Below are 19,806 nucleotides of genomic sequence, written 5' to 3'. Positions count from 1 at the left end.
GTTCCTTAACCTTGCTTGTTCTCAGTGCGCTGACACATGGGGAAGCCCAGTGCCTCGCGGGAGGCGTAGTAAGCCTCGGCCACGGCCTTGGTCAGGGTGCGAATGCGCAGTATGTAGCGCTGACGCTCGGTGACCGAGATGGCCTTGCGGGCATCCAGCAGGTTGAAGGAGTGCGCGGCCTTGAGGATGCGCTCGTAGGCGGGCAGGGGCAGCGGTTTTTCCAAGCCGAGCAGGTGCTGGGCTTCCTTCTCGTACTGCTCGAAGCAGTGGAACAGGAAGTCCACGTCGGCGTGCTCGAAGTTGTAGGTAGATTGCTCCACCTCGTTCTGATGGAAGACATCGCCGTAGGTGGTCTTGCCCAGGGGGCCGTCGGACCAGACCAGGTCATAGACGCTGTCCACGCCCTGGATGTACATGGCCAGGCGCTCGAGACCATAGGTGATCTCGCCGGTGACCGGCTTGCATTCGAGGCCGCCAACCTGCTGGAAGTAGGTGAACTGAGTCACTTCCATGCCGTTGAGCCACACTTCCCAGCCCAGACCCCAGGCACCCAGGGTCGGGTTTTCCCAGTTGTCTTCCACGAAGCGGATGTCGTGGATCTCGGGATCCATGCCCAGCTCTTTCAAAGAGCCGAGGTAGAGTTCCTGGATGTTGTCGGGGGACGGCTTGATGATCACCTGGAACTGGTAATAGTGCTGCAGGCGGTTCGGGTTCTCACCGTAGCGGCCGTCGGTGGGACGGCGGGACGGTTGCACGTAGGCGCAGGCGATGGGCTCAGGGCCCAGGGCGCGCAGGCAGGTCATGGGGTGGGAGGTACCGGCACCCACTTCCATATCCAGCGGCTGAATGATGGTACAGCCCTGGCGGGACCAATAGTCCTGCAGCTGCAGGATCAGGCCCTGAAAGGTTTTGACATCGAATTTTTGCATAGTGTTTTTCGCGCGAAGTGAAATCAGAGCAAGATTTGCTGAATGTGAACCGAAGGAGTATACCGTCTGGCATGGTCGGATAATAGGCGAAATTGCAGAGGATTCATGGGGTGGCGCTGCGCCGGGCCTGGTCGGCCCGGGATGAAAGCCCCGTCATGTGGCCGATGAAATCCCCTTGTCGGACAGAGAGTCGGGCAGAGAAAAATAACAGGAGACGAGGAATGGAACTGAGCTGCGCCTGGGTGACCAAGGACCCGGAATACATTGAATACCATGACAAACAGTGGGGGCGGCCGGTGCGGGACCCGCGCGAGCTGTTTGCCAAACTCTGCCTCGATGGCCAGCAGGCTGGGCTCTCCTGGATCACCATTCTCAAACGCACCGACAGTTATTACCGCGCCTATGCGAACTTCGATCCCACGCTCATCGTCCGGTTCGACGAGCAGGATGTGGAGCGACTGATGCAAAACACGGGCATCATCCGCAATCGCCTCAAGGTGCAGTCGATCATCAAAAACGCTCGCGCCTATCTGGCACTGGAGGCACAGGGCATCGACTTCGCGGACTACCTGTGGGGCTTCGTCGGCGGCGCGCCCATCGTCAACCAGCGCCAGGGCAAAGGCGATATTCCTGCCACCTCACCAGAGTCCGACGCCATGGCCAAGGCGCTCAAGAAACTCGGTTTCACCTTCGTCGGCAGCACCATCTGCTACGCCTTTATGCAGGCGGTGGGCATGGTGAACGATCATCTGGTGACCTGCCCCTGCCACATGGCATGTCAGCAGTCAGGGACACTGGGGTAACGCGGAGGGCAGATGAAGAAGGGAGGCCTGAGCCTCCCTTCTTCGTTTGGGATCCGGGATCAACTGGGCTGAAGGGTGTGGGTCAGCGCGTCACACACTTCGTCACTGCTCATCAGCCGCACGAAAGGGCCAGCCAGGGTGGTATTGTGGTGGGCGATGATCTGCGTTGCGGCAAGTTGTGGGGTATCCATGCAGGTATGAGCATCGCTCACCAGCACCACTGAGTAGCCGAGATCGGCCGCCGCCCGGCAGGTGGTATCTATGCAGTACTGGGTCTTCATGCCGGTGACGATCAGGGTCTGCACCTTGTCCTCTTTCAGCCAGCCATCGAGGCCGGTGCCATGAAACGCATTGGGCCTTTGCTTGTCGAACACCCGATCGGCGTCGTCGACAACCAGTTCCGGCGCCAGTTGCCAGAGCGGACTGCCGGCGGCGATGGGGCTACCGGCCGGGCCCGTGTGGCGCACCGCCAGCACGGGGACACCGGCGGCACGGGCCGCCTGGCTCAGGCGGTTGATGTTGAGCAGCGTCTCGGTCCCGGCATGGGGTACCTCGGGGCCGTGAAGGAGGCCGGTCTGGATGTCGATGACGAGCAGGGCGGCGTGAGGCAGAGATGGCATGGGGATGGCTCCGTGAGGAATGTCCTCCACTCTGGGGTCACCGGCCGTTGAGCGGCAATCCCGCATCTGGGGGATTGCAAGCGCTGCCCGACGTTGCAGCGTCTGTCGTGGCGATGGGGTCGCATCCGTCATGCAGGCGGTGGGCATGGTGAACGATCATCTGGTGAGCTGTCCCTGTCACGCATAGTGCCAGCCGGGGTAGGAGTCGTTTTTCAGCGCCCGGTACAGCCGACATACAGTCATATCTGCTCAAAATCGGGGTAACCATCATGAGGATATCCAATGTCACTGACCGCATTTCGCACCCTCTCCCTCGGCAGCCTGATCCTGACCGGTTGCACCCTGTTGTTGACCCTGCCCGCCCAGGCGACCGATCGCCAGGACTCCCGCGACGTGCGCCAGGAGGTGCGTCCCGAGATCCGCGAGGCCAAGATAGATTGTCGTCAGGCGGACAATAAGGACAACTACGAGTGCCGTCAGGACAAGCGTGAAGTGAAGCAGGACGTGCGCGAGAAGGCTCGCGACGTCAAGTATTGAGGAAGGGATGGACGCCTCGTTCATCTTCTATGACGGCCGCCGAGCCCGGTGGCCGAGTCTATTCAGATTGGAGTTGCCATGACAGTTTCCGTATCCCGCCTGAGCGCCGCCCTGCTGACCGCCTGCACCCTGTTTGCCGCCGTCCCGGCGCACGCTACCAACCAGAGCGAGCAGCGCCAGGATGCCCGTGACATCCGTCAGGACACCCGCCAGGAGTCTCGCGACGCCAAGCAGGAGTGCCGTGAGGGTCTGATGGGCAATGCCGACTGCCGCCAGGACCACAGGGATGCCAAGCAGGAAGGGCGCGATCAGGCGCGCGACGTCAAATACTGATCTTGGTCCGGGTGGATTGGTGCTCTGCTGGCTGGCCGTGCTGACCGGCATGGTCGCAAGGCGCCATGTATAATTCAGAGACGCCATTTCGGTGCGTCTCATCCAGTTCAGGAGTCATCATGAAGAAGTCCGTACTCATGCTGCTTGCCGCCACCGTCCTGCTGACCGGTCTGCCGGCCCAGGCCACCGAGCAGGCCAGGCAGCGCCGCGAGGCCCGCGATGTGCGCCAGGATACCCGTCAGGAATCCCGGGATGCCAAGCAGGAGTGTCGCAGTGGTCTGGTGGGCAATGCCGATTGCCGCCAGGAGCACCGTGACGCCAAGCAGGACGGGCGCAAGAAGGCCCGCGAGATCAAATATTGATGCTCTGCCCGTTTGGGCAGACACGTGGCGGCTGATGCCGCCTCGCGATGCAAACAAGGGGGCCATGGCCCCCTTGTTGATTCCTGCGCGTGCACGTCACACTCTGGCGCTCCCCTGAGGTAGAATGCGCGGCCATTGGTTAGCGTCGTTCTTTTTCAGAGGTTTTTTCCATGCATTTCAAGAAACTCGTTCCTGCACTTGCCCTGACCATCGCCATCACGGGCTGTACTACCAACCCCTATACCGGTGAATCCCAGACCTCCAAGGGTGCCTGGGGCGCGCTGGCCGGTGCCGCGACCGGCGCCGCCGTCGGTGCCCTCTCCTCCAGCAAGGGTGATCGCAAGAAGGGCATCCTGACCGGGGTGGCCGCCGGCGCCGCACTGGGTGGTGGCATCGGTTACTACATGGATGTGCAGGAAGCCAAGCTGCGCGAGAAGCTGCAAGGCACAGGCGTCAGCGTGACCCGCAACGGTGACGAGCTGATCCTCAACATGCCGAACAACGTCACCTTCGACAGCTCCAGCGCCCAGCTGAAAGCGGCCGGTGCCAACACCCTGTCCGGCGTCGCCATGGTAGTGGCCGAGTTCGACAAGACCCGCCTGAACGTGGTCGGCCACACCGACAGCACCGGCTCCCGCGAGTTGAACATGAAGCTCTCCGCCCAGCGCGCCGACGCCGTCGCCGCCCAGCTGATCGGCCAGGGTGTGACCGGCAGCCGCATCTCCACCAGTGGTGTGGGCCCGGATCAGCCGGTTGCCACCAACAGCACAGCCGCCGGCAAGGCCCAGAACCGTCGGGTGACCATCACCCTGACCCCGACCGCCTAAGCGGTCCGGTTCCCGGCAATAAAAAAGCCCCGCCAATCTGGCGGGGCTTTTTTATGGGTGCCGCTGGGAGAAAGGAAGCAACCGCTTGGCACCATTCTGTTATCTGTGCCGGTGCGCTGTGCCCTTCTCCCCGCGCGGGAGAAGGGTCGGGGATGAGGGGGGATAAGCGTTCCTTATTGCGAGCCGTGCAGGCAACAGGAGAGGCCCCTCACCCTGCCCTCTCCCAGAGGGAGAGGGAACAGACGCAAGATTTGCGGCTTGCTCAGCGATCAGTCACAGGGCTCGTACAATGGCGGCTTATACAGCGGCAGTCAGCTGCACTTCGACCTTGTAGCCTTCGTGGGCTAGACGGGCCTGTACGCAGGCGCGGACGGGGGCGGTGCCCTCCGGGATCCAGGCATCCCACTGGGCGTTGAAGGCGGCGATATCGCTTATGTCCTTGAGATAGATGTTGGCCATCAAGATCTTGTCGACGCCGGAGCCGTTGGCCTCCAGCAAGCCTTGCAGGCTGGTCAGCACCTCACGGGTCTGCTGATGAATGTCGGCTTCATCCGTGGCGGGCACTTCCACCACGTAGAGGGTGCCGTTGTGAATGACCACATCTGACCAACGCTGGGTGGTGCCGATTCGGGTAATGGCTGTCATGGACTCTTCCTGTGCTGGGCTCATTGACCCTTGCGGATCAGATAGCGGTAAGGGGCCTGCTCGGTTTCGCTGGCGATCAGGGTGTGATCCATGAAACGGCAGAAACTGGGGATGTCGCGGGTGGTGGAGGGATCGTCGGCGCTGACCAGCAGGGTCTCGCCCTCGGCCATCAGCCGCACTTTCTTGCGCACCATCATCACGGGTTCGGGGCAACGAAGCCCGATTGCGTCCAACTCGTGGGTCGCGTCGCAGAATAAAGCACTCATCAATAATCAACCTTCAACCAAATCAGCTGCCAATGATACTCAAGGCGAAAAAATAATCAAATCACAGGGCCGATATGCAGCATATGTAACCAAAGTGTGATCCTGCTCTATCCACTCTCCGTCCGATGAGTAATATAAAAATTGAACCATATTCAACAAGGAGGTGTGAATATGCAGGTCTCCTACGGCAGATTGCAAGCCTACGCAGGCATGGGGTTCTTGTCGTTCGCCATGATAGTACTGGGCAGCCCGATCGGAAATACCGGCACCTGGTTCGGATCCATGGTGATGATAGGGCTGGGGCTCTGGATTGAGCTCAGTGACTACTACGACGAGGATGAGGACGAGAACGATCGCTCCTGAACAGTCAGGTGTCGATGACTCAAAGGCGGACAAAGTCCGCCTTTGTCATTTCTGCTCCGTGCCGGATCGTGTCGAGCGCATGGCCCGTTCCAGCTGCAGCGCCGTCTGCTCCGGGTTGGCTCTGGCATCGTTGAAGAAGCCGCTCAGCACATCCATGATCGCCTGGCGCATGTTGGTGGGCACCGCCATGCCGTCGGACATGCTGGGCAGCAGGTTGCCGGCCTGCTCCGCCTGCTGGAAGTCCTTGTACGAGCGGATGGCGCAGCGATCAAAGCGGCTCATGTCCGGCTTGGTGAGGGTGGGGATGGAGCCCTTGACCCGGTTGAACTCCTCCTGGAACTTGGGCGTCATCAGCAACTGGGCCAGCTCGCCCTGGGCTTGCAACTGGGCGGGATCCCGCTGCTTGAACATGGCGATGGAGTCCAGGTTGTAACTGAACAGACCCTGGCTGCCGGGACTCGGCAGACATTCGATATCCTCTCCCGGGCGATAGTTGCCGGCGCTCAGCTCCCCCTTCACCCAGTCCCCCATGATCTGCATGGCGGCGCCGCCGCTCTCCAGCAGGTTGGTGGCCTGGTGCCACTTCAGCCCGGCGTACTTCTCGGGAACATAGGCCCTCAGTTGCTGGAAGCGGGTCAATACCCGTACCATGTCGGGCCCGGTCAGGGTCGCCTCGTCCTGCTCCAGGAAGGCCTTGCGGTAGAACTCCTTGCCCCCCTCACCGAGGGCCACCATCTCGAACAGCACCGTCAGCTGCCAGGGTTCGTTGCCGATGGCGAGCGGTGCCACCCCTTGCGCCTTGAGCTGCTCCGCCACCGCCACGAACTGGTTCCAGTCGGTCGGCGGTTGCAGCTGCAGGCGCTCGAATACCTTGCGGTTGATCCAGAGCCAGTTGATCCTGTGGATGCCAATCGGCACCGCCATCAGGGCGCCGTTCTGGCTCAGGGTCTCGCGTACCATGGGGGAGAGCTGCTGATACCAGCCGAGGTACTCGGCCATGGGGCTGAGATCGCGCAAGAAGCCGAGGCTGGCCCACTCGTGCAGCTCGTAACCCTTGAGGTTCGCCGCCTCCGGCGGGTTGGCGGCCAGCGCCCGGCTCTTCAGTACCGTCATGGCGCTCTTGCCGCCGCCACCCTGCACCGCGAAGTCGTTCCACTGGTTGCCGCGCTCGGCCCATTCAGACTTGAGCACCTCCACCGCCTTGGCCTCGCCACCCGAGGTCCACCAGTGCAGCACCTCTACCTGGGAGGCGGCGGCGGGCAGGGCAAACAGGGTAACAACGGCAAACGGGAACCACTTCATACATTACTGCCTTGGTAGGGAGAGAGTGGCCTGCAGGCCACCCTGGGGGCGATTTTCCAGCACTAGATCGCCGCCGTGGGCATGGGCGATGTTGCGGGCGATGCCAAGGCCAAGGCCGGTCCCGGAAGGATCCTTGCTCAGCCGATAATAGGGTTCGAAGATGCGTTCCAGCTGATCTTCCGGCAGGCCCTGGCCCTCATCCATGATGAACAGGATCAGCATCTCCTCATCGTCCATGACGATGATGCGGACCCGGTTGCCGTACTTGATACCGTTGTCCACCAGGTTGCCGATGCAACGCTTGAGAGCCAGCAGCTTGCCGCGATAGGGCCACTTGCAGTGCCCCTCTATGGTGAGCAGGTCTTCGTGCAGGTTCATGGACTCCGCCATCTGCTCCAGCAGGGCGTTGACGTCGATCTGCTCGAGGTTCTCGTGGATGTCGGTCTCTTTTACCGTCTGCAGCGCCCCTTTCACCATCAGCTCCAGCTCGTCCAGATCCTTGTTGAACTTGGCGATCTGGGTCTCGTCGTCCAGCAGCTCGACCCGTAGCCGCAGCCGGGTGATGGGGGTCTTGAGATCGTGGGAGATGGAGCTGAACAGCCGCTCCCTGTCATCGATGAAGCGGCGGATGCGCTGCTGCATGATGTTGAAGGCGCGGGTCGCCGCGACGATCTCGGAGGCGCCTTCCTCCTTCAGCGACGGCTGATCGATATCCTTGCCGAGGTTGACCGCGGCCTTGGCGAGGCGGCGCAGAGGCCGGGTCTGCCAGCGCACCAGCATGAAGGTGAAGAAGCAGAGGAAGACCGTCATCAGGGCGATGAAGCGCACCTGGTTGCTCGGCATGACGGTGTCATCCAGGGTCATATAAGGGGCGGGCAGCAGGGCCGCCAGGTAGAGCCATTCCCCCGGCTCTATCTCTATCTGGGTCACCAGCACGGGAGGATTGATGGGTTCGAGGGACAGGGTGTAGCGTGCCCAGGAGGAGGGCAGGTCCGCCAGCAGGGTGTCGTTGTTGAAGACGTGAAGCTCTTCCGGGCGGGAGAAGTCCACCTTGATGGCCATGGCGTCGGAGAGCTTGCGGCTGAGCACGTCCTGCACTTCCTTCAGCACCAGCGTCTTGCGTTCGCTGTCCGGGATGGCGCTGATATGGATCTCTTCTTCATTCAGGGAGACGAAGAAGCGGCTGCCCCCCATGTTGCGCAGCTGATCCAGCGCTATGTGGCGGTATTGCAGGGGCAGGGACTTGAAGAAGTTGACGGTGGAGGCCGCCGACAGCGCCAGGTTGCGGGTGGTGCTGAGCATGCCCTCCAGCTCCCGCTTCTGGATCTGCTGCATCCAGATGCCGGTGAGTATGGTCTGGGAGAGCAGGATGGCGAGCAGCAGCAACAGCAGCATCCGCGACAGCAGGGAGCGCGGCACCAGGGCCTGCCAGAGGCGCCGGCTTTTCATGGAGTCGTGCGCCCCTTGTGGATCAGCAGGTTGCCGCGACTATGGCGCCGCGCCTGCCAGCACTTCTGGTCTCTCATGGGAGCTGGTGCACCTCTTGTGGATCAGCATGTCGCCGCTAGCGCGAAGCCATGCTGGTTGCCGCTATGGGATCTCGTGGACTTCGGCGATCAGCATGTAGCCACTGCCGCGTATGGTCTTGATGATGCGCGGGCTCTTGCCGTTGTCACCCAGCTTCTGGCGCAATCGGCTGATCTGCACGTCTATGCCACGCTCCATGGGCAGACTCTCGCGGCCGCGGGTGGCGTCCGAGATGGTGTCTCTGTCCAGCACCACGCCGGGTTGCTGCAGGAACATGCCGAGCAGCAGGGCGTCGCTGCCGGAGAGATCCAGCAGGCTGCCATCATCGTGGGTCAGCTGGTGGCTCAGGGTATCCAGGGTCCAGTCGGCGAAACGCAGCCGACGACTCGGCTCCTTCTCTTTCTCCGGCTGACGGAATTCGGCGCGGCGCAGCAGCGCCTTGATGCGGGCCTGCAGTTCACGCGGGCTGAACGGCTTGGCGATGTAGTCATCCGCGCCGAGTTCGAGGCCGATCACCCGATCCGCTTCGTCAGAGGCCGCGGTCAGCATGATGATGGGCACCTGGGAGTCGCGGCGGATCTGTTGGCACAGGGTAAAGCCGTCGTCGCCGGGCATCATGATGTCCAGAATGATCAGATCCGGGCTGTGCTGGGCGAGTTGCTGGCGCATCTCGTTGCCCTCCGCCGCCGTCAATACCTGAAAACCCGCCCGGGTCAGGTACTCGTTGAGCAGCTCGCGGATCTCTTGGTCGTCGTCGACGATCAGCAATTGTTTGCTCGTTGACATATGTATGTGCGTCCACCCCATTTTTTTGTGCAGATTGAACCTGTCGAGGGAGCAAAAAGCAAGCAAGGCCCCCCTCTAATGTGAGGTTATGGGCAATATAGCCCCAGAAGTGAGCATGATCTGGCATGAAAACGAAAAAAGGCCGACCCAAACGGGGCGGCCAATGCGCAGATTCCGACGGCAGGGTGTTCCCCGTGTGGTGACACCCACAGACTCGATGACGGGCCGGCAAGGCCGACCCCAAAAGTGACAATTCTTGCTCACTCCTCAAGGAGGAGTGCTATCTATTGCGTGCCTGTCTGAACTCAGACAGGAGCAACCCTGACCGACCCCGAGATGAGCGGCCAGCCAGGGGCTTTCGTTATACCCGCTCGAACACGGTGGCGATGCCCTGGCCCAGACCGATACACATGGTCGCGACACCCAGGGTGGCATCCTTCTCTTCCATCAGGTTGATCAGGGTGGTGGAGATGCGGGCGCCCGAGCAGCCGAGTGGGTGACCGAGGGCGATGGCGCCGCCGTTCAGGTTCACCTTCTCGTCTACCAGATCCTGCAATCCCAGGTCTTTCACACAGGGCAGGGACTGGGCGGCGAACGCCTCGTTCAGCTCGAACAGATCGATGTCACCCACGGTCAGGCCAGCACGCTTGAGTGCCTTCTGGGTGGCGGGCACGGGTCCGTAACCCATGATGGCGGCGTCGCAGCCGGCGATGGCCATGGCCCGCACCTTGGCGCGCGGGGTCAGCCCCAGCGCCTTGGCTCTGTCCGCGCTCATCACCAGCATGGCGGCAGCCCCATCGGACAGGGCCGAGGAGGTACCGGCGGTGACGGTGCCGTTGACCGGATCGAACACAGGGCGCAGCTGGCTCAGGGTCTCGACCGTGGTCTCCGGGCGGATCACCTCGTCATAGTCGTAGAAGAAGCGGGCGCCGCTGGCGTCATGGCCTTCCAGCCCGACGATCTGCTTGGCGAAGCGTCCTTCCACGGTCGCGGCATAGGCGCGGCGATGGGAGCGGGCGGCAAACTCGTCCTGCTGCTGACGGCTGATGCCGTGCAGCTTGCCGAGCAGCTCGGCAGTCAACCCCATCATGCCGGAGGCCTTGGCCACGGATTTTGCCATACCGGGGTGGAAATCGACCCCGTGGCTCATGGGCACGTGACCCATGTGCTCCACGCCGCCGATGATGAAGATGTCCCCGTCACCGACCTGGATGGCGCGGGAGGCATCGTGCAGCGCCTGCATGGAGGATCCGCACAGGCGGTTGACGGTGACCGCACCGACCTGCTTCGGAATGCCGGCCAGCAGGGCGGCGTTGCGGGCTATGTTGAAGCCCTGCTCCAGGGTCTGCTGCACGCAGCCCCAGTAGATGTCCTCGATCTCGTTCGGGTCGAGGTTGGGGTTGCGCAGCAGGATGGATTTCATCAGGTGCGCGGACAAATCTTCTGCACGTACGTTGCGGAAGGCGCCGCCCTTGGACCGGCCCATGGGGGTCCGGATACAGTCGACAATGACTACGTCTTTCATGAATGGATCTCCTTTCCGCAATCAGTAGAAGGTTTTGCCCTGGGCGGCCATCTCACGCAGCTTGTCGCTGACGCGATAGAGCGGGCCCAGATCGGCATACTGGTCGGCCATGGCCACGTAACGATCCAGACCGATAGTGTCCAGATAGCGGAACACGCCGCCGCGGAAGGGAGGGAAGCCCAGACCATAGACCAGGGCGATGTCCGCCTCGGCCGGGGTCGCGACTATGCCCTCTTCCAGACAGAGCACTACCTCGTTGATCATGGGGATCATCATGCGGGCTATGATGGCGTCCTTGTCGAAGGCCTGTTGCGCCTTGGCAATGGGGGCCAGCAGCTCGTAAGCGGCCGCGTCGGCCACCTTCTTCGGCTTGCCCTTCTTGTCCTGCTCGTAGGCGTAGAAGCCCTTGCCATTCTTCTGACCGAAGCGGCTGGCGTCATACATGGCGTCGATGGCGGTACGACCGTCCTTGCTCATGCGGGTCGGGAAGCCTTGCGCCATGACGTCACCGGCATGGTGGCCGGTGTCGATGCCGACCACGTCCAGCAGGTAGGCGGGGCCCATGGGCCAGCCGAACTCCTTCTCCATCACCTTGTCGACGGCCACGAAGTCGGCTCCATCGGCGACCAGCTTGGTGAAGCCGAAGAAGTAGGGGAACAGCACCCGGTTGACGAAGAAGCCAGGGCAGTCGTTGACGACGACCGGGGACTTGCCCATGGCGGCGGCGTAGGCCACCACGCGGTTGATGGTTTCATCCGATGTCTTCTCACCGCGGATGATCTCCACCAGGGGCATGCGGTGCACCGGGTTGAAGAAGTGCATGCCACAGAAGTTCTCGGGGCGCTTCAGACCCTTGGCCAGCAAGGAGATGGGAATGGTGGAGGTGTTGCTGGCGAGGACGGCGTCATCGCCGATGACGGTTTCCACTTCGCCGAGCACGGCGGCCTTCACCTTGGGATTCTCGACCACGGCTTCGACCACCAGATCCACGTGCTTGACGCTGTCGTAGCTCAGGGTGGGGGTGATGGCGGAGAGCACCTGGCCCATCTTGATGCCATCGATGCGGCCGCGCTCGAGCTGGCCGTTCAGCAGCTTGGTGGCTTCACCCATACCGAGCGCCAATGCCTTCTCGTTGATGTCCTTCATCACGGCCGGAATGCCCTTGCTGGCGGACTGGTAGGCGATGCCGCCCCCCATGATGCCGGCACCCAGCACGGCGGCGTGACTGGTCGCCTTGCTTGCCTGCTTGGCGGCCTTCTTGGCCAGCGCCTTGATGTGCTGATCGTTGAGGAAGATCCCGACTAGGGCCTTGGCCACGTCTGTCTTGGCCAGCTTGATGAAGCCCTGTGCCTCGACAATGAGCGCCTCGTCGCGGCTCATGCCGGCGGCGGCCTCGACGGTTTTCACCGCCGTCATGGGGGCCGGGTAGTGCTTGCCCGCCACGGCGGCAACCATGCCGGCGGCGGTGCTGAAGCTCATCATGGCTTCCAGCTTGGACAGGCGCAGGGGGGCCTTCTTGGCGGCGCGGCGGCCCTGCCAATCCAGTTTGCCTGCGATGGCGTCCTTGATCATCTGCAAAGCCGCGCTCTGCAGCGCGTCGGGGGCGACCACGGCATCGACGGCGCCGACCTTGAGGGCGTCATCGGCACGGTAATCCTTGCCGGTGGTTATCCACTCCAGCGCATTGTCGGCACCGATCACCCGCGGCAGACGGACGGTACCGCCAAAGCCCGGCATGATGCCGAGTTTGGTCTCGGGCAGGCCAATCTTGGCGCTGGTGTCGGCCAGACGGAAGTCGGTGGAGAGTATGGTCTCGCAGCCACCGCCCAGGGCGTGGCCCTTGATGGCGGACAGGGTCGGCACCGGCAGATCTTCGATGGCGCTGAAGATGTCGTTGGCTTTCTTCAGCCAGCCGAGCAGATCTTCTTGCGGCAGATCGAACAGTTCCAGGAATTCGGTAATGTCGGCACCGACGATGAAGGCGTCTTTGCCAGAGGTGAGGATCAGACCTTTTAGTTCACGTTCTTGTTGTAATGCGGCGATCGCTTCGCTCAGTGAGAGCAGGGTGGCGCGATCCAGCTTGTTGACTGAACCCGGGGCATCAAACCTCAGCTCGGCAATGCCGTTTTCGAGGTAGCTGACCGACAGGGTTTCGCCTTGGTAGATCATGAGAGTGTCTCCTTGTTCCCACGTGGTGGGGGGCTTTGCTCCTTTCTCCCCAGCAGGGGGCGAGGCTCAATATTGATCCAAAACAAGACAATTACAACACCTATTTAAAACATTCGTTTAACACTTGTGATGTAACAGCGCTTCCTGAGGAAGGGGCAGAAAAAAGGCGCCCAAGGGCGCCTCTTTATATGACCTGTAACTGATCAGCTGGCCAGCTCTGGCCGGTCGCGATACTGGCTCAGCACCTCGGGATCGGCGAGGGCGTGGGTGTTGTTGACCGGGCGGTTGTGTACCACTTCCCGCACCGCCAGCTCCACTATCTTGCCGGACTTGGTGCGGGGGATGGCATCCACCTGCAGGATGCGGGCGGGCACATGGCGGACGGTGCAATGCTGGCTGATCTGCTGGCGGATGCGATCGCGCAGGGCCTCATCCAGCTTGAGCCCGGCCTTCAGCTTGACGAACAAGACGACGCGCTCGTCCTGTTGCCACTGCTGACCGATGGCGATGCTCTCTTCCACCTCATCGAGCTGCTCCACGTAGCGGTAGATCTCGCTGGTGCCGATGCGCACGCCGCCTGGGTTGAGGGTGGCATCCGAGCGACCGTAGAACAGGATGCCGCCATGCTCGGTCAGCTCGATCCAGTCACCGTGGCACCAGACGTTGTGGAAGCGCTCGAAGTAGGCGGCGTGGTACTTGTCGCCGCTCTCGTCTCCCCAGAAGTAGATGGGCTGGGCGGGGAAGGGCTTGGTACAGACCAGTTCCCCCTTCTCCCCTTGTACCGGCTGGCCCGCTTCGTTGAATACCTGCACCGCTAGGCCGAGGCCGCGACCCTGGCTCTCGCCGCGATAGACAGGGCTGATGGGGTTGCCGATGACGAAGCAGGAACAGATATCCGTGCCGCCTGCTATGGAACTCAGCAGCACGTCCTGCTTTATTCCTTGGTATACGTAGTCGAATCCTTCGGGGGAAAGCACGGAGCCAGTGCTACAGATGAGCCGTAGTGCGGGTAACTCATGGGTCTTGATCGGGGCATAGCCCTGTTTGTGCAAGGCATCCAGGTACTTGGCCGAGGTGCCGAACAGGGTGACCTGCTCGTCCCGGGCCAGATCCCAGAGCGCGTTACCGTCCGGGTAGAAGGGGGAGCCGTCGTAGAGCACCAGGGTGGCGCCGGAGGCCAGTGCACTCACCAGCCAGTTCCACATCATCCAGCCGCAGGTGGTGAAGTAGAAGACCCGCTCCCCCGGTTTGATGTCGCAGTGCAGCTGATGCTCTTTCAGATGCTGTAGCAGGGTGCCGCCGATGCCGTGGACGATGCACTTGGGTTTGCCCGTGGTGCCGGAGGAGTAGAGGATATAGAGGGGGTCGTTGAATCCCATGGCTTCGAACTGCAGGGTGGCGCCCTCCTGGCTCGCCAGGATCTGGCCCCACTCCTGACCGAGCAGCAAGGGGTTACCGAGCAGGGGGATCACCACCGTCTGCTCTATGCTGTCGAGCTGGCTCACCAGGCTGGCCACCTTGGCCTGGATGTCGATGGTCTTGCCGGCGTAACGGTAGCCATCCACGGTGAACAGCACCCTGGGTCTGGTCTGGCCGAAACGTTCCACCACGCTGGCCTCGCCAAAATCCGGGCTGGTGGAGGTCCAGACTGCCCCCAGGCTGGTCGCCGCCAGCATGGCGATCACCGTCTGCGGGATATTGGGCAGATAGGCCGCCACCACGTCGCCACGACCTATGCCCTGGCCGCGCAGCCACTGGCTCAGGCGGGCAACCTGATCGCCGAGTTCGGCCCAGCTCAGGGTCTGGCTCGCGCCCCCCTCGATGCGGGAGATGATGGCCGGGCTCTCGTCCTGGCGGCGCAGCAGGTTCTCGGCGAAATTGAGGCGACTGTCCGGGAACCAGCGGGCGCGCTGCATCTCCTGGCGGTTCTCCGCCACTATGTCGCCGAGCTCGCCCTTGACGCCGCAGTGTTGCCACACCAGCGGCCAGAAACGAGTGGTCTTCTCCACCGACCATTGGTAGAGATCGGCGTAGCTGCGCAGCTGCAGGCCGTGGAAATGGTTCACCTCGGCCATGAAGTGACAAAGGTTGGAGTGTTGAATCCTGTCCTGATCCGGCTGCCACAGACAAAGGTTTTGCATGAATCGTTCCTGACTGCTGATATCTACTGTCTAGGGGCAGTGTATTGAATTGTTCTCTATTTGTTAATGGTTGGTTTTTGTTTCATAACATAAAGCCTGTAACCTATGCGTTACCTCACGAAGCGACAGCTTGACGGCTCGAGCCCGGATCCGCTTGATGTTATGCTAAAACCACATTTTGCCCGGAGCAGGACGCCATGAGCAGTTACAGCCAACTTTTTGCCCAGCACCTCGATACCCTGCAACAACGCACCCGAGACATACTGCAACAGCAGGGGATCGGCGGTCTGGCCATTCACTCGGGTCAGACCCATCGCATCTTCCTCGACGATCAGGACTATCCCTTCAAGGTCAATCCGCAGTTCAAAGCCTGGTTGCCCGTGCTGGACAACCCCCACTGCTGGTTGCTGGTGGACGGAGTCAGCAAGCCGGTGCTGCTGTTCTATCGCCCTGTGGATTTCTGGCACAAGGTGGCGGAGCTGCCCAATGCCTTCTGGGTCGACTTCTTCGATATCCGCTTCCTGACCCGGCCTGAGCAGGTCGCCGATCATCTGCCCGCCAACAAGCAAGAGTGGGCCTACCTCGGCGGTCATCTCGAGGTGGCCGAGCTGCTGGGACTGGGTCATCCCAATCCCGAGGCCGTGCTTAACTATCTGCACTATCACCGCGCCTACAAGACTGCCTATGAGCTCGAATGCCTGCGTGAGGCCAACCGCATCGGTGTGCGTGGTCACATCGCTGCCAAGGACTCCTTCATGGCGGGGGCGAGTGAGTTCGAGATCAACCTGGCCTACATGAAGGCGGTCGGGCAGGGGGCCAATGAGGCGCCCTATGGCAACATCATCGCCATCAACCGCAACGCGGCCATCCTCCATTACACCCATCTCTCCACCCAGCGGGTGCCGGATGCAGAGCGTCACTCCTTCCTGATCGATGCCGGGGTGGATTATCACGGCTATGCCTCCGACATCACCCGCACCTGGGCCTGGCGTCGTGGCGAGTTTGCCGACCTGATCGCGGCGCTGGACGCCCAGCAGCAGGAGATCATCGACGAGATCAAGCCGGGTCGCCGCTACAGCGAGCTGCACCTGCAGATGCACCACAGGCTGGCGCGCCTGCTGCAGTCGGTGGAGCTGGTGGACATGTCGGTGGATGAGATGATCCACACAGGGGTGACCAACGTGTTCTTCCCGCACGGGCTCGGCCACTTCCTCGGTCTGCAGGTACACGACGCGGGCGGCTTCATGCAGGACGAGCGTGGCACCCATCTGGCCGCCCCCGAGCAGTTCCCCTACCTGCGCTGCACCCGGGTGATGGAGGTGGGCCAGGTGTTCACCATAGAACCCGGTCTCTACTTCATCGACAGCCTGTTGGAGCCACTGCGCAAAAATGAGCAGGGCAAGCGTATCAACTGGAACAAGGTGGAGGCGCTGCGTCCGTTCGGTGGCATCCGTATCGAAGACAACGTGGTGCTGCACGGCGACGGCGTGGAAAACCTGACGCGGCAAGCAGGACTCTGATGGCGGCAGACTACGCCATCCCTGCCGCCTCGCTGGAGCTGAGTGAAGAGATAAAGAAGAGCCGCTTCATCACCCTGTTGGCCCATACGCCGACGGTTGAGGAAGCCAAAGCCTGGATATGCGAGGTCAAACGGCAACACCCGACGGCCCGGCATCACTGCTGGGCCTTTGTCGCTGGCGCGCCGCAGGACAGTCAGGCCTATGGCTTCAGCGATGATGGCGAGCCCTCTGGCACGGCAGGCAAGCCCATGCTGGCCCAGCTGATGGGATCCGGGATTGGCGAAATTGCGGCCGTGGTGGTGCGTTACTACGGCGGCGTGCTGCTCGGCACCGGCGGCCTGGTCAAGGCCTATGGCGGTGGTGTGGGGGCGGCGCTCAAGCAACTCGAGACCCGGGTCAAGCGCCAACAGAGGCCATCCCTTATCTGCTGTGACTATACCGACATGGGGGCGGTGGAGGCCTTGATCGCCGCCCATCAGGGTCAACTGCTGACGGCGGATTATGGTCAGCAGGTCAGCCTGCAGATCGCCTGGGACACGGTAATCTGGACCCAGGTGGCCCAAGAATTGACCGATAGAACCCACGGCCGGGTATCTCTTCGTCCCTTAGATGGCTAGAATCCATCGCTCTTTTAGCCTGAAGAGGGAGCCGGAATGCAAATTCTGAGCATCATCCGTATCGTTGGCCTGCTGGTCGCGTTATTCAGTTCGACCATGCTGCTGCCCGCCATGGTCGCTTTTGGGTATCGTGACGGGGGCGGTGCCGAGTTTGTGAACTCCTTCTTCATCGCCCTGCTGCTCGGCGCCATGCTCTGGTTCCCGAACCGTCATCAGAAGAAAGACCTGAGATCCAAGGAAGGCTTCCTCATCGTCGTGCTGTTCTGGGTCGTGCTGGGCAGCGTGGGGGCCTTGCCCTTCCTGCTCGGCGAAGTGCCCGGCATGTCGGTGTCGGAGGCCTTCTTCGAGTCGTTCTCCGGCCTGACCACCACGGGGGCGACCGTGCTGACCGGGTTGGACAACCTGCCCAAGGCTTTCCTCTTCTATCGTCAGCTGCTGCAGTGGCTGGGGGGGATGGGGATCATAGTACTGGCGGTCGCCATACTGCCGCTGCTCGGTATCGGGGGCATGCAGCTCTATCGCGCCGAGATCCCGGGGCCGGTCAAGGACAACAAGGTCACCCCGCGCATCGCCGAGACAGCCAAGGCGCTCTGGTTCATCTATCTGTTGCTGACTTCGCTCTGCGCCCTGGCGTACTGGATGGCGGGCATGACCCTGTTCGATGCCATCTGCCACTCCTTCTCCACCCTGTCGGTGGGGGGCTTCTCGACCCATGATGCCAGCATCGGCTTCTTCAACAGCCCGGCTATCAACCTGATCACGGTAGTGTTCCTGCTGCTGGCCAGCGTCAACTTCGCCCTGCACTTCATGGTGTTCGCCCACAAGCCGGTGCGCCTGAGCAGCTATCTGCGCGACTCAGAGCTCAAGGTGTTCCTGGGCATTCAGGGGGTGCTGATCCTCATCTGTTTCGTCTCCCTGCTGTTCCACGGCCATTACGCCACCTGGCAGGAGGCGCTCAACCATGGCCTGTTCCAGGCGGTGTCGCTTGGCACAACCACGGGTTACAGCACGACCAGCTATGCGGACTGGCCCTCCTTCCTGCCCATGTTGCTGATGTTCTCCGCCTTCATCGGCTGTTGTGCCGGCAGTACCGGCGGCGGTATCAAGGTGATGCGCTTCATGATCTTGTTCCTGCAAGGGATGCGTGAGCTCAAGCGACTGGTGCACCCGCGCGCCATCTATACCCTGAAGCTGGGGCGTCGCGCCGTGCCCGAGCGGATCGTCGAGGCGGTGTGGGGCTACTTCGCCACCTATATCATCCTGTTTTTCGTCTTCATGCTGCTGCTGCTGATGACGGGTCTGAACGAGGTGACCGCCTTCTCTGCGGTGGCAGCGGCTTTCACCAACGTGGGGCCAGGTCTCGGGGAAGTGTCGGCCAACTTCGGCAAGATCTCGGCGACGGCGCAGTGGATACTGATTGTGGCCATGTTGTTTGGCCGATTGGAAATCTTCACACTTCTGGTACTGTTTACCCCTGCATTCTGGCGTAGCTGAGGTTTCAATGGACAAGATTTTGGTGCTTTATTCTTCCCGGGACGGGCAAACGCGTAAAATCGTGGATGTCATGCTGGAGGAAATATCAGGATGCGAAGTGGTGATGCAGGATCTGCATACCCTGCCCAAATGTAATCTCAGCAAGTATGCCAAGGTATTGATCGGCGCCTCCATTCGTTACGGCAACTTCCATCCTAGCCTGCTCAGTTTCGTCCATGCTCATCATGAACAGCTGGAAGTGGCGAATGCCGCCTTCTTCTGTGTCAACCTGACCGCGCGCAAACCGGAAAAGCAGACGCCGCAAACCAATGCCTATATGAAGAAGTTCCTGCGCCTCTCTCCCTGGAAGCCGAAGACCCTGGGTGTCTTTGCCGGGGCATTGCAGTACTCCCGCTACAACTGGTGGCAGACCCGCATCATCCAGCTGATCATGAAGATGACCGGTGGCAGCACGAATACCAGCAAGGACCTCGAGTTCACCGATTGGAACAAGGTGCGTGATTTTGCCAAGGCATTCTGGTCAAAAAGATAGCAAATCTGTGTTCCTACAGCCCCAAGCCCTGCCGATGCGGGGCTTTTTGTTGGATAAATAGGCATTCGAACCTGAAAATAGGAAAAAACAGGTTTTTCTGCATATTTCCCCTTGCCAGAAAGTTTCAGCTCCCTATAATGCGCCTCCATCGACAGGGCAAGCGGCAACGCAAACAAGCCAGTCGGTGCCTCGAAAAGCCTTTGAAAATAAGGCTTGACTCGAGAAGGCGGTTGAGTAGAATGCCACTCCCGCAGCGACGAAACGTTGCAACGCTCTTTAACAATTTGAATCAAGCAATCTGTGTGGGCACTCACAGCATCGAGCATCAAAAAACAATTTTTGATTTTCAATGTCTGGTGAAGTGACCAAGACGATTCAGGGTGACCTGAGTTGTCACAGTTTATTTCAGCAATTCATTGAGCCGCCTTTATAGGCAACCAAACTTAAATTGAAGAGTTTGATCATGGCTCAGATTGAACGCTGGCGGCAGGCCTAACACATGCAAGTC

At 61.2% G+C, this 19,806-nt stretch carries 20 protein-coding genes and 1 rRNA gene; 11 read left to right on the top strand and 10 right to left on the bottom strand.

Annotated elements, in window-relative coordinates:
* Nucleotides 1–5: 5 nt before the first annotated feature.
* Nucleotides 6–929: a glycine--tRNA ligase subunit alpha gene (gene glyQ / locus CUC44_RS15870; RefSeq protein WP_100860856.1), complete on the bottom strand. Its 924-nt coding sequence runs from the start codon at nucleotides 927–929 to the stop codon at nucleotides 6–8.
* Nucleotides 930–1,150: 221 nt separating this feature from the next.
* Between glyQ and CUC44_RS15865 the strand changes: the two genes are divergently transcribed.
* The gene (locus CUC44_RS15865) at nucleotides 1,151–1,732 is read left to right on the top strand and encodes a DNA-3-methyladenine glycosylase I (RefSeq protein ID WP_100860855.1); all 582 of its coding nucleotides are present in this window, start codon (nucleotides 1,151–1,153) and stop codon (nucleotides 1,730–1,732) included.
* Between the two features lie 59 nt (nucleotides 1,733–1,791).
* Here the strand turns inward: CUC44_RS15865 and CUC44_RS15860 are convergent, their stop codons facing one another.
* Entirely contained in the window at nucleotides 1,792–2,352 is a 561-nt protein-coding gene (locus tag CUC44_RS15860; RefSeq protein WP_100860854.1) for a cysteine hydrolase family protein, read from the bottom strand.
* A gap of 282 nt (nucleotides 2,353–2,634) precedes the next feature.
* On the opposite strand from CUC44_RS15860, the gene CUC44_RS15855 reads away from it, so the two are divergent.
* The 4 genes from CUC44_RS15855 to CUC44_RS15840 all read left to right on the top strand — a co-directional run bounded on the left by CUC44_RS15855 (nucleotide 2,635) and on the right by CUC44_RS15840 (nucleotide 4,411).
* The gene (locus CUC44_RS15855) at nucleotides 2,635–2,889 is read left to right on the top strand and encodes a hypothetical protein (protein ID WP_100860853.1); all 255 of its coding nucleotides are present in this window, start codon (nucleotides 2,635–2,637) and stop codon (nucleotides 2,887–2,889) included.
* A gap of 78 nt (nucleotides 2,890–2,967) precedes the next feature.
* On the top strand, nucleotides 2,968–3,222 hold the full coding sequence (locus tag CUC44_RS15850) for a hypothetical protein (RefSeq protein WP_100860852.1): 255 nt from the start codon (nucleotides 2,968–2,970) through the stop codon (nucleotides 3,220–3,222).
* Between the two features lie 119 nt (nucleotides 3,223–3,341).
* Nucleotides 3,342–3,584: a hypothetical protein gene (locus CUC44_RS15845; protein WP_100860851.1), complete on the top strand. Its 243-nt coding sequence runs from the start codon at nucleotides 3,342–3,344 to the stop codon at nucleotides 3,582–3,584.
* A 170-nt stretch (nucleotides 3,585–3,754) separates the two neighbouring features.
* On the top strand, nucleotides 3,755–4,411 hold the full coding sequence (locus CUC44_RS15840) for an OmpA family lipoprotein (RefSeq protein ID WP_025328796.1): 657 nt from the start codon (nucleotides 3,755–3,757) through the stop codon (nucleotides 4,409–4,411).
* 297 nt (nucleotides 4,412–4,708) lie between these two features.
* On the opposite strand, the gene CUC44_RS15835 is transcribed toward CUC44_RS15840, so the two are convergent.
* Together CUC44_RS15835 and tusA are read right to left on the bottom strand one after the other, a co-directional pair.
* Nucleotides 4,709–5,056, bottom strand: a complete 348-nt coding sequence (locus CUC44_RS15835) for a RidA family protein (protein WP_100860850.1) — start codon at nucleotides 5,054–5,056, stop codon at nucleotides 4,709–4,711.
* A gap of 20 nt (nucleotides 5,057–5,076) precedes the next feature.
* Entirely contained in the window at nucleotides 5,077–5,322 is a 246-nt protein-coding gene (gene tusA, locus CUC44_RS15830; protein WP_042642635.1) for a sulfurtransferase TusA, read from the bottom strand.
* 171 nt (nucleotides 5,323–5,493) lie between these two features.
* On the opposite strand from tusA, the gene CUC44_RS15825 reads away from it, so the two are divergent.
* Nucleotides 5,494–5,685, top strand: coding sequence for a hypothetical protein (locus tag CUC44_RS15825; RefSeq protein ID WP_033132548.1), 192 nt, complete (start codon nucleotides 5,494–5,496; stop codon nucleotides 5,683–5,685).
* A gap of 45 nt (nucleotides 5,686–5,730) precedes the next feature.
* On the opposite strand, the gene CUC44_RS15820 is transcribed toward CUC44_RS15825, so the two are convergent.
* The 6 genes from CUC44_RS15820 to CUC44_RS15795 all read right to left on the bottom strand — a co-directional run bounded on the left by CUC44_RS15820 (nucleotide 5,731) and on the right by CUC44_RS15795 (nucleotide 15,135).
* Complete coding sequence (locus CUC44_RS15820; protein WP_100860848.1) at nucleotides 5,731–6,987, bottom strand: ABC transporter substrate-binding protein; 1,257 nt, start codon at nucleotides 6,985–6,987, stop codon at nucleotides 5,731–5,733.
* A gap of 3 nt (nucleotides 6,988–6,990) precedes the next feature.
* Nucleotides 6,991–8,436 (bottom strand): ATP-binding protein, encoded by a 1,446-nt coding sequence (locus CUC44_RS15815; protein ID WP_167388929.1) that lies wholly within the window; start codon nucleotides 8,434–8,436, stop codon nucleotides 6,991–6,993.
* A gap of 141 nt (nucleotides 8,437–8,577) precedes the next feature.
* The gene (locus tag CUC44_RS15810; RefSeq protein WP_005323928.1) at nucleotides 8,578–9,300 is read right to left on the bottom strand and encodes a response regulator; all 723 of its coding nucleotides are present in this window, start codon (nucleotides 9,298–9,300) and stop codon (nucleotides 8,578–8,580) included.
* A 361-nt stretch (nucleotides 9,301–9,661) separates the two neighbouring features.
* Complete coding sequence (gene fadA / locus CUC44_RS15805; RefSeq protein WP_100860847.1) at nucleotides 9,662–10,825, bottom strand: acetyl-CoA C-acyltransferase FadA; 1,164 nt, start codon at nucleotides 10,823–10,825, stop codon at nucleotides 9,662–9,664.
* A 21-nt stretch (nucleotides 10,826–10,846) separates the two neighbouring features.
* The gene (gene fadB / locus CUC44_RS15800; protein ID WP_100860846.1) at nucleotides 10,847–12,994 is read right to left on the bottom strand and encodes a fatty acid oxidation complex subunit alpha FadB; all 2,148 of its coding nucleotides are present in this window, start codon (nucleotides 12,992–12,994) and stop codon (nucleotides 10,847–10,849) included.
* Nucleotides 12,995–13,197: 203 nt separating this feature from the next.
* Nucleotides 13,198–15,135, bottom strand: a complete 1,938-nt coding sequence (locus tag CUC44_RS15795; RefSeq protein ID WP_100860845.1) for an acetoacetate--CoA ligase — start codon at nucleotides 15,133–15,135, stop codon at nucleotides 13,198–13,200.
* Between the two features lie 197 nt (nucleotides 15,136–15,332).
* Between CUC44_RS15795 and pepQ the strand changes: the two genes are divergently transcribed.
* From pepQ to CUC44_RS15770, 5 genes are all read left to right on the top strand, one after another.
* Nucleotides 15,333–16,655 (top strand): Xaa-Pro dipeptidase, encoded by a 1,323-nt coding sequence (pepQ, locus tag CUC44_RS15790; protein ID WP_100860844.1) that lies wholly within the window; start codon nucleotides 15,333–15,335, stop codon nucleotides 16,653–16,655.
* Nucleotides 16,655–17,272 (top strand): YigZ family protein, encoded by a 618-nt coding sequence (locus tag CUC44_RS15785; RefSeq protein ID WP_100860843.1) that lies wholly within the window; start codon nucleotides 16,655–16,657, stop codon nucleotides 17,270–17,272. The genes pepQ and CUC44_RS15785 overlap by 1 nt, the downstream gene beginning before the upstream one ends.
* 36 nt (nucleotides 17,273–17,308) lie before the next feature.
* The gene (locus tag CUC44_RS15780; RefSeq protein WP_100860842.1) at nucleotides 17,309–18,766 is read left to right on the top strand and encodes a TrkH family potassium uptake protein; all 1,458 of its coding nucleotides are present in this window, start codon (nucleotides 17,309–17,311) and stop codon (nucleotides 18,764–18,766) included.
* A 7-nt stretch (nucleotides 18,767–18,773) separates the two neighbouring features.
* The gene (gene hemG, locus CUC44_RS15775; RefSeq protein ID WP_167388928.1) at nucleotides 18,774–19,298 is read left to right on the top strand and encodes a menaquinone-dependent protoporphyrinogen IX dehydrogenase; all 525 of its coding nucleotides are present in this window, start codon (nucleotides 18,774–18,776) and stop codon (nucleotides 19,296–19,298) included.
* 445 nt (nucleotides 19,299–19,743) lie between these two features.
* Nucleotides 19,744–19,806, top strand: a 16S ribosomal RNA gene (locus tag CUC44_RS15770); the annotation flags it as partial.

The organism is Aeromonas lusitana, from assembly GCF_002812985.1.
GTDB classification, from domain to species: domain Bacteria; phylum Pseudomonadota; class Gammaproteobacteria; order Enterobacterales; family Aeromonadaceae; genus Aeromonas; species Aeromonas lusitana.
The sequence above is the reverse complement of the archived record's forward strand: the minus strand, read 5'-3'. Positions and strand labels throughout refer to the sequence as shown.

Bases quoted from the DNA above. Each gene is read 5' to 3' on its own strand.
- CUC44_RS15815 (WP_167388929.1), bottom strand. From the start codon at position 8,436: ATGAAAAGCCGGCGCCTCTGGCAGGCCCTGGTGCCGCGCTCCCTGCTG.
- fadA (WP_100860847.1), bottom strand. From the start codon at position 10,825: ATGAAAGACGTAGTCATTGTCGACTGTATCCGGACCCCCATGGGCCGG.
- CUC44_RS15845 (WP_100860851.1), top strand. From the start codon at position 3,342: ATGAAGAAGTCCGTACTCATGCTGCTTGCCGCCACCGTCCTGCTGACC.
- CUC44_RS15840 (WP_025328796.1), top strand. From the start codon at position 3,755: ATGCATTTCAAGAAACTCGTTCCTGCACTTGCCCTGACCATCGCCATC.
- tusA (WP_042642635.1), bottom strand. From the start codon at position 5,322: ATGAGTGCTTTATTCTGCGACGCGACCCACGAGTTGGACGCAATCGGG.
- CUC44_RS15850 (WP_100860852.1), top strand. From the start codon at position 2,968: ATGACAGTTTCCGTATCCCGCCTGAGCGCCGCCCTGCTGACCGCCTGC.
- CUC44_RS15810 (WP_005323928.1), bottom strand. From the start codon at position 9,300: ATGTCAACGAGCAAACAATTGCTGATCGTCGACGACGACCAAGAGATC.
- CUC44_RS15855 (WP_100860853.1), top strand. From the start codon at position 2,635: ATGTCACTGACCGCATTTCGCACCCTCTCCCTCGGCAGCCTGATCCTG.
- CUC44_RS15795 (WP_100860845.1), bottom strand. From the start codon at position 15,135: ATGCAAAACCTTTGTCTGTGGCAGCCGGATCAGGACAGGATTCAACAC.
- CUC44_RS15820 (WP_100860848.1), bottom strand. From the start codon at position 6,987: ATGAAGTGGTTCCCGTTTGCCGTTGTTACCCTGTTTGCCCTGCCCGCC.
- CUC44_RS15865 (WP_100860855.1), top strand. From the start codon at position 1,151: ATGGAACTGAGCTGCGCCTGGGTGACCAAGGACCCGGAATACATTGAA.
- glyQ (WP_100860856.1), bottom strand. From the start codon at position 929: ATGCAAAAATTCGATGTCAAAACCTTTCAGGGCCTGATCCTGCAGCTG.
- hemG (WP_167388928.1), top strand. From the start codon at position 18,774: ATGGACAAGATTTTGGTGCTTTATTCTTCCCGGGACGGGCAAACGCGT.
- CUC44_RS15860 (WP_100860854.1), bottom strand. From the start codon at position 2,352: ATGCCATCTCTGCCTCACGCCGCCCTGCTCGTCATCGACATCCAGACC.
- pepQ (WP_100860844.1), top strand. From the start codon at position 15,333: ATGAGCAGTTACAGCCAACTTTTTGCCCAGCACCTCGATACCCTGCAA.
- CUC44_RS15835 (WP_100860850.1), bottom strand. From the start codon at position 5,056: ATGACAGCCATTACCCGAATCGGCACCACCCAGCGTTGGTCAGATGTG.
- fadB (WP_100860846.1), bottom strand. From the start codon at position 12,994: ATGATCTACCAAGGCGAAACCCTGTCGGTCAGCTACCTCGAAAACGGC.
- CUC44_RS15780 (WP_100860842.1), top strand. From the start codon at position 17,309: ATGCAAATTCTGAGCATCATCCGTATCGTTGGCCTGCTGGTCGCGTTA.
- CUC44_RS15825 (WP_033132548.1), top strand. From the start codon at position 5,494: ATGCAGGTCTCCTACGGCAGATTGCAAGCCTACGCAGGCATGGGGTTC.
- CUC44_RS15785 (WP_100860843.1), top strand. From the start codon at position 16,655: ATGGCGGCAGACTACGCCATCCCTGCCGCCTCGCTGGAGCTGAGTGAA.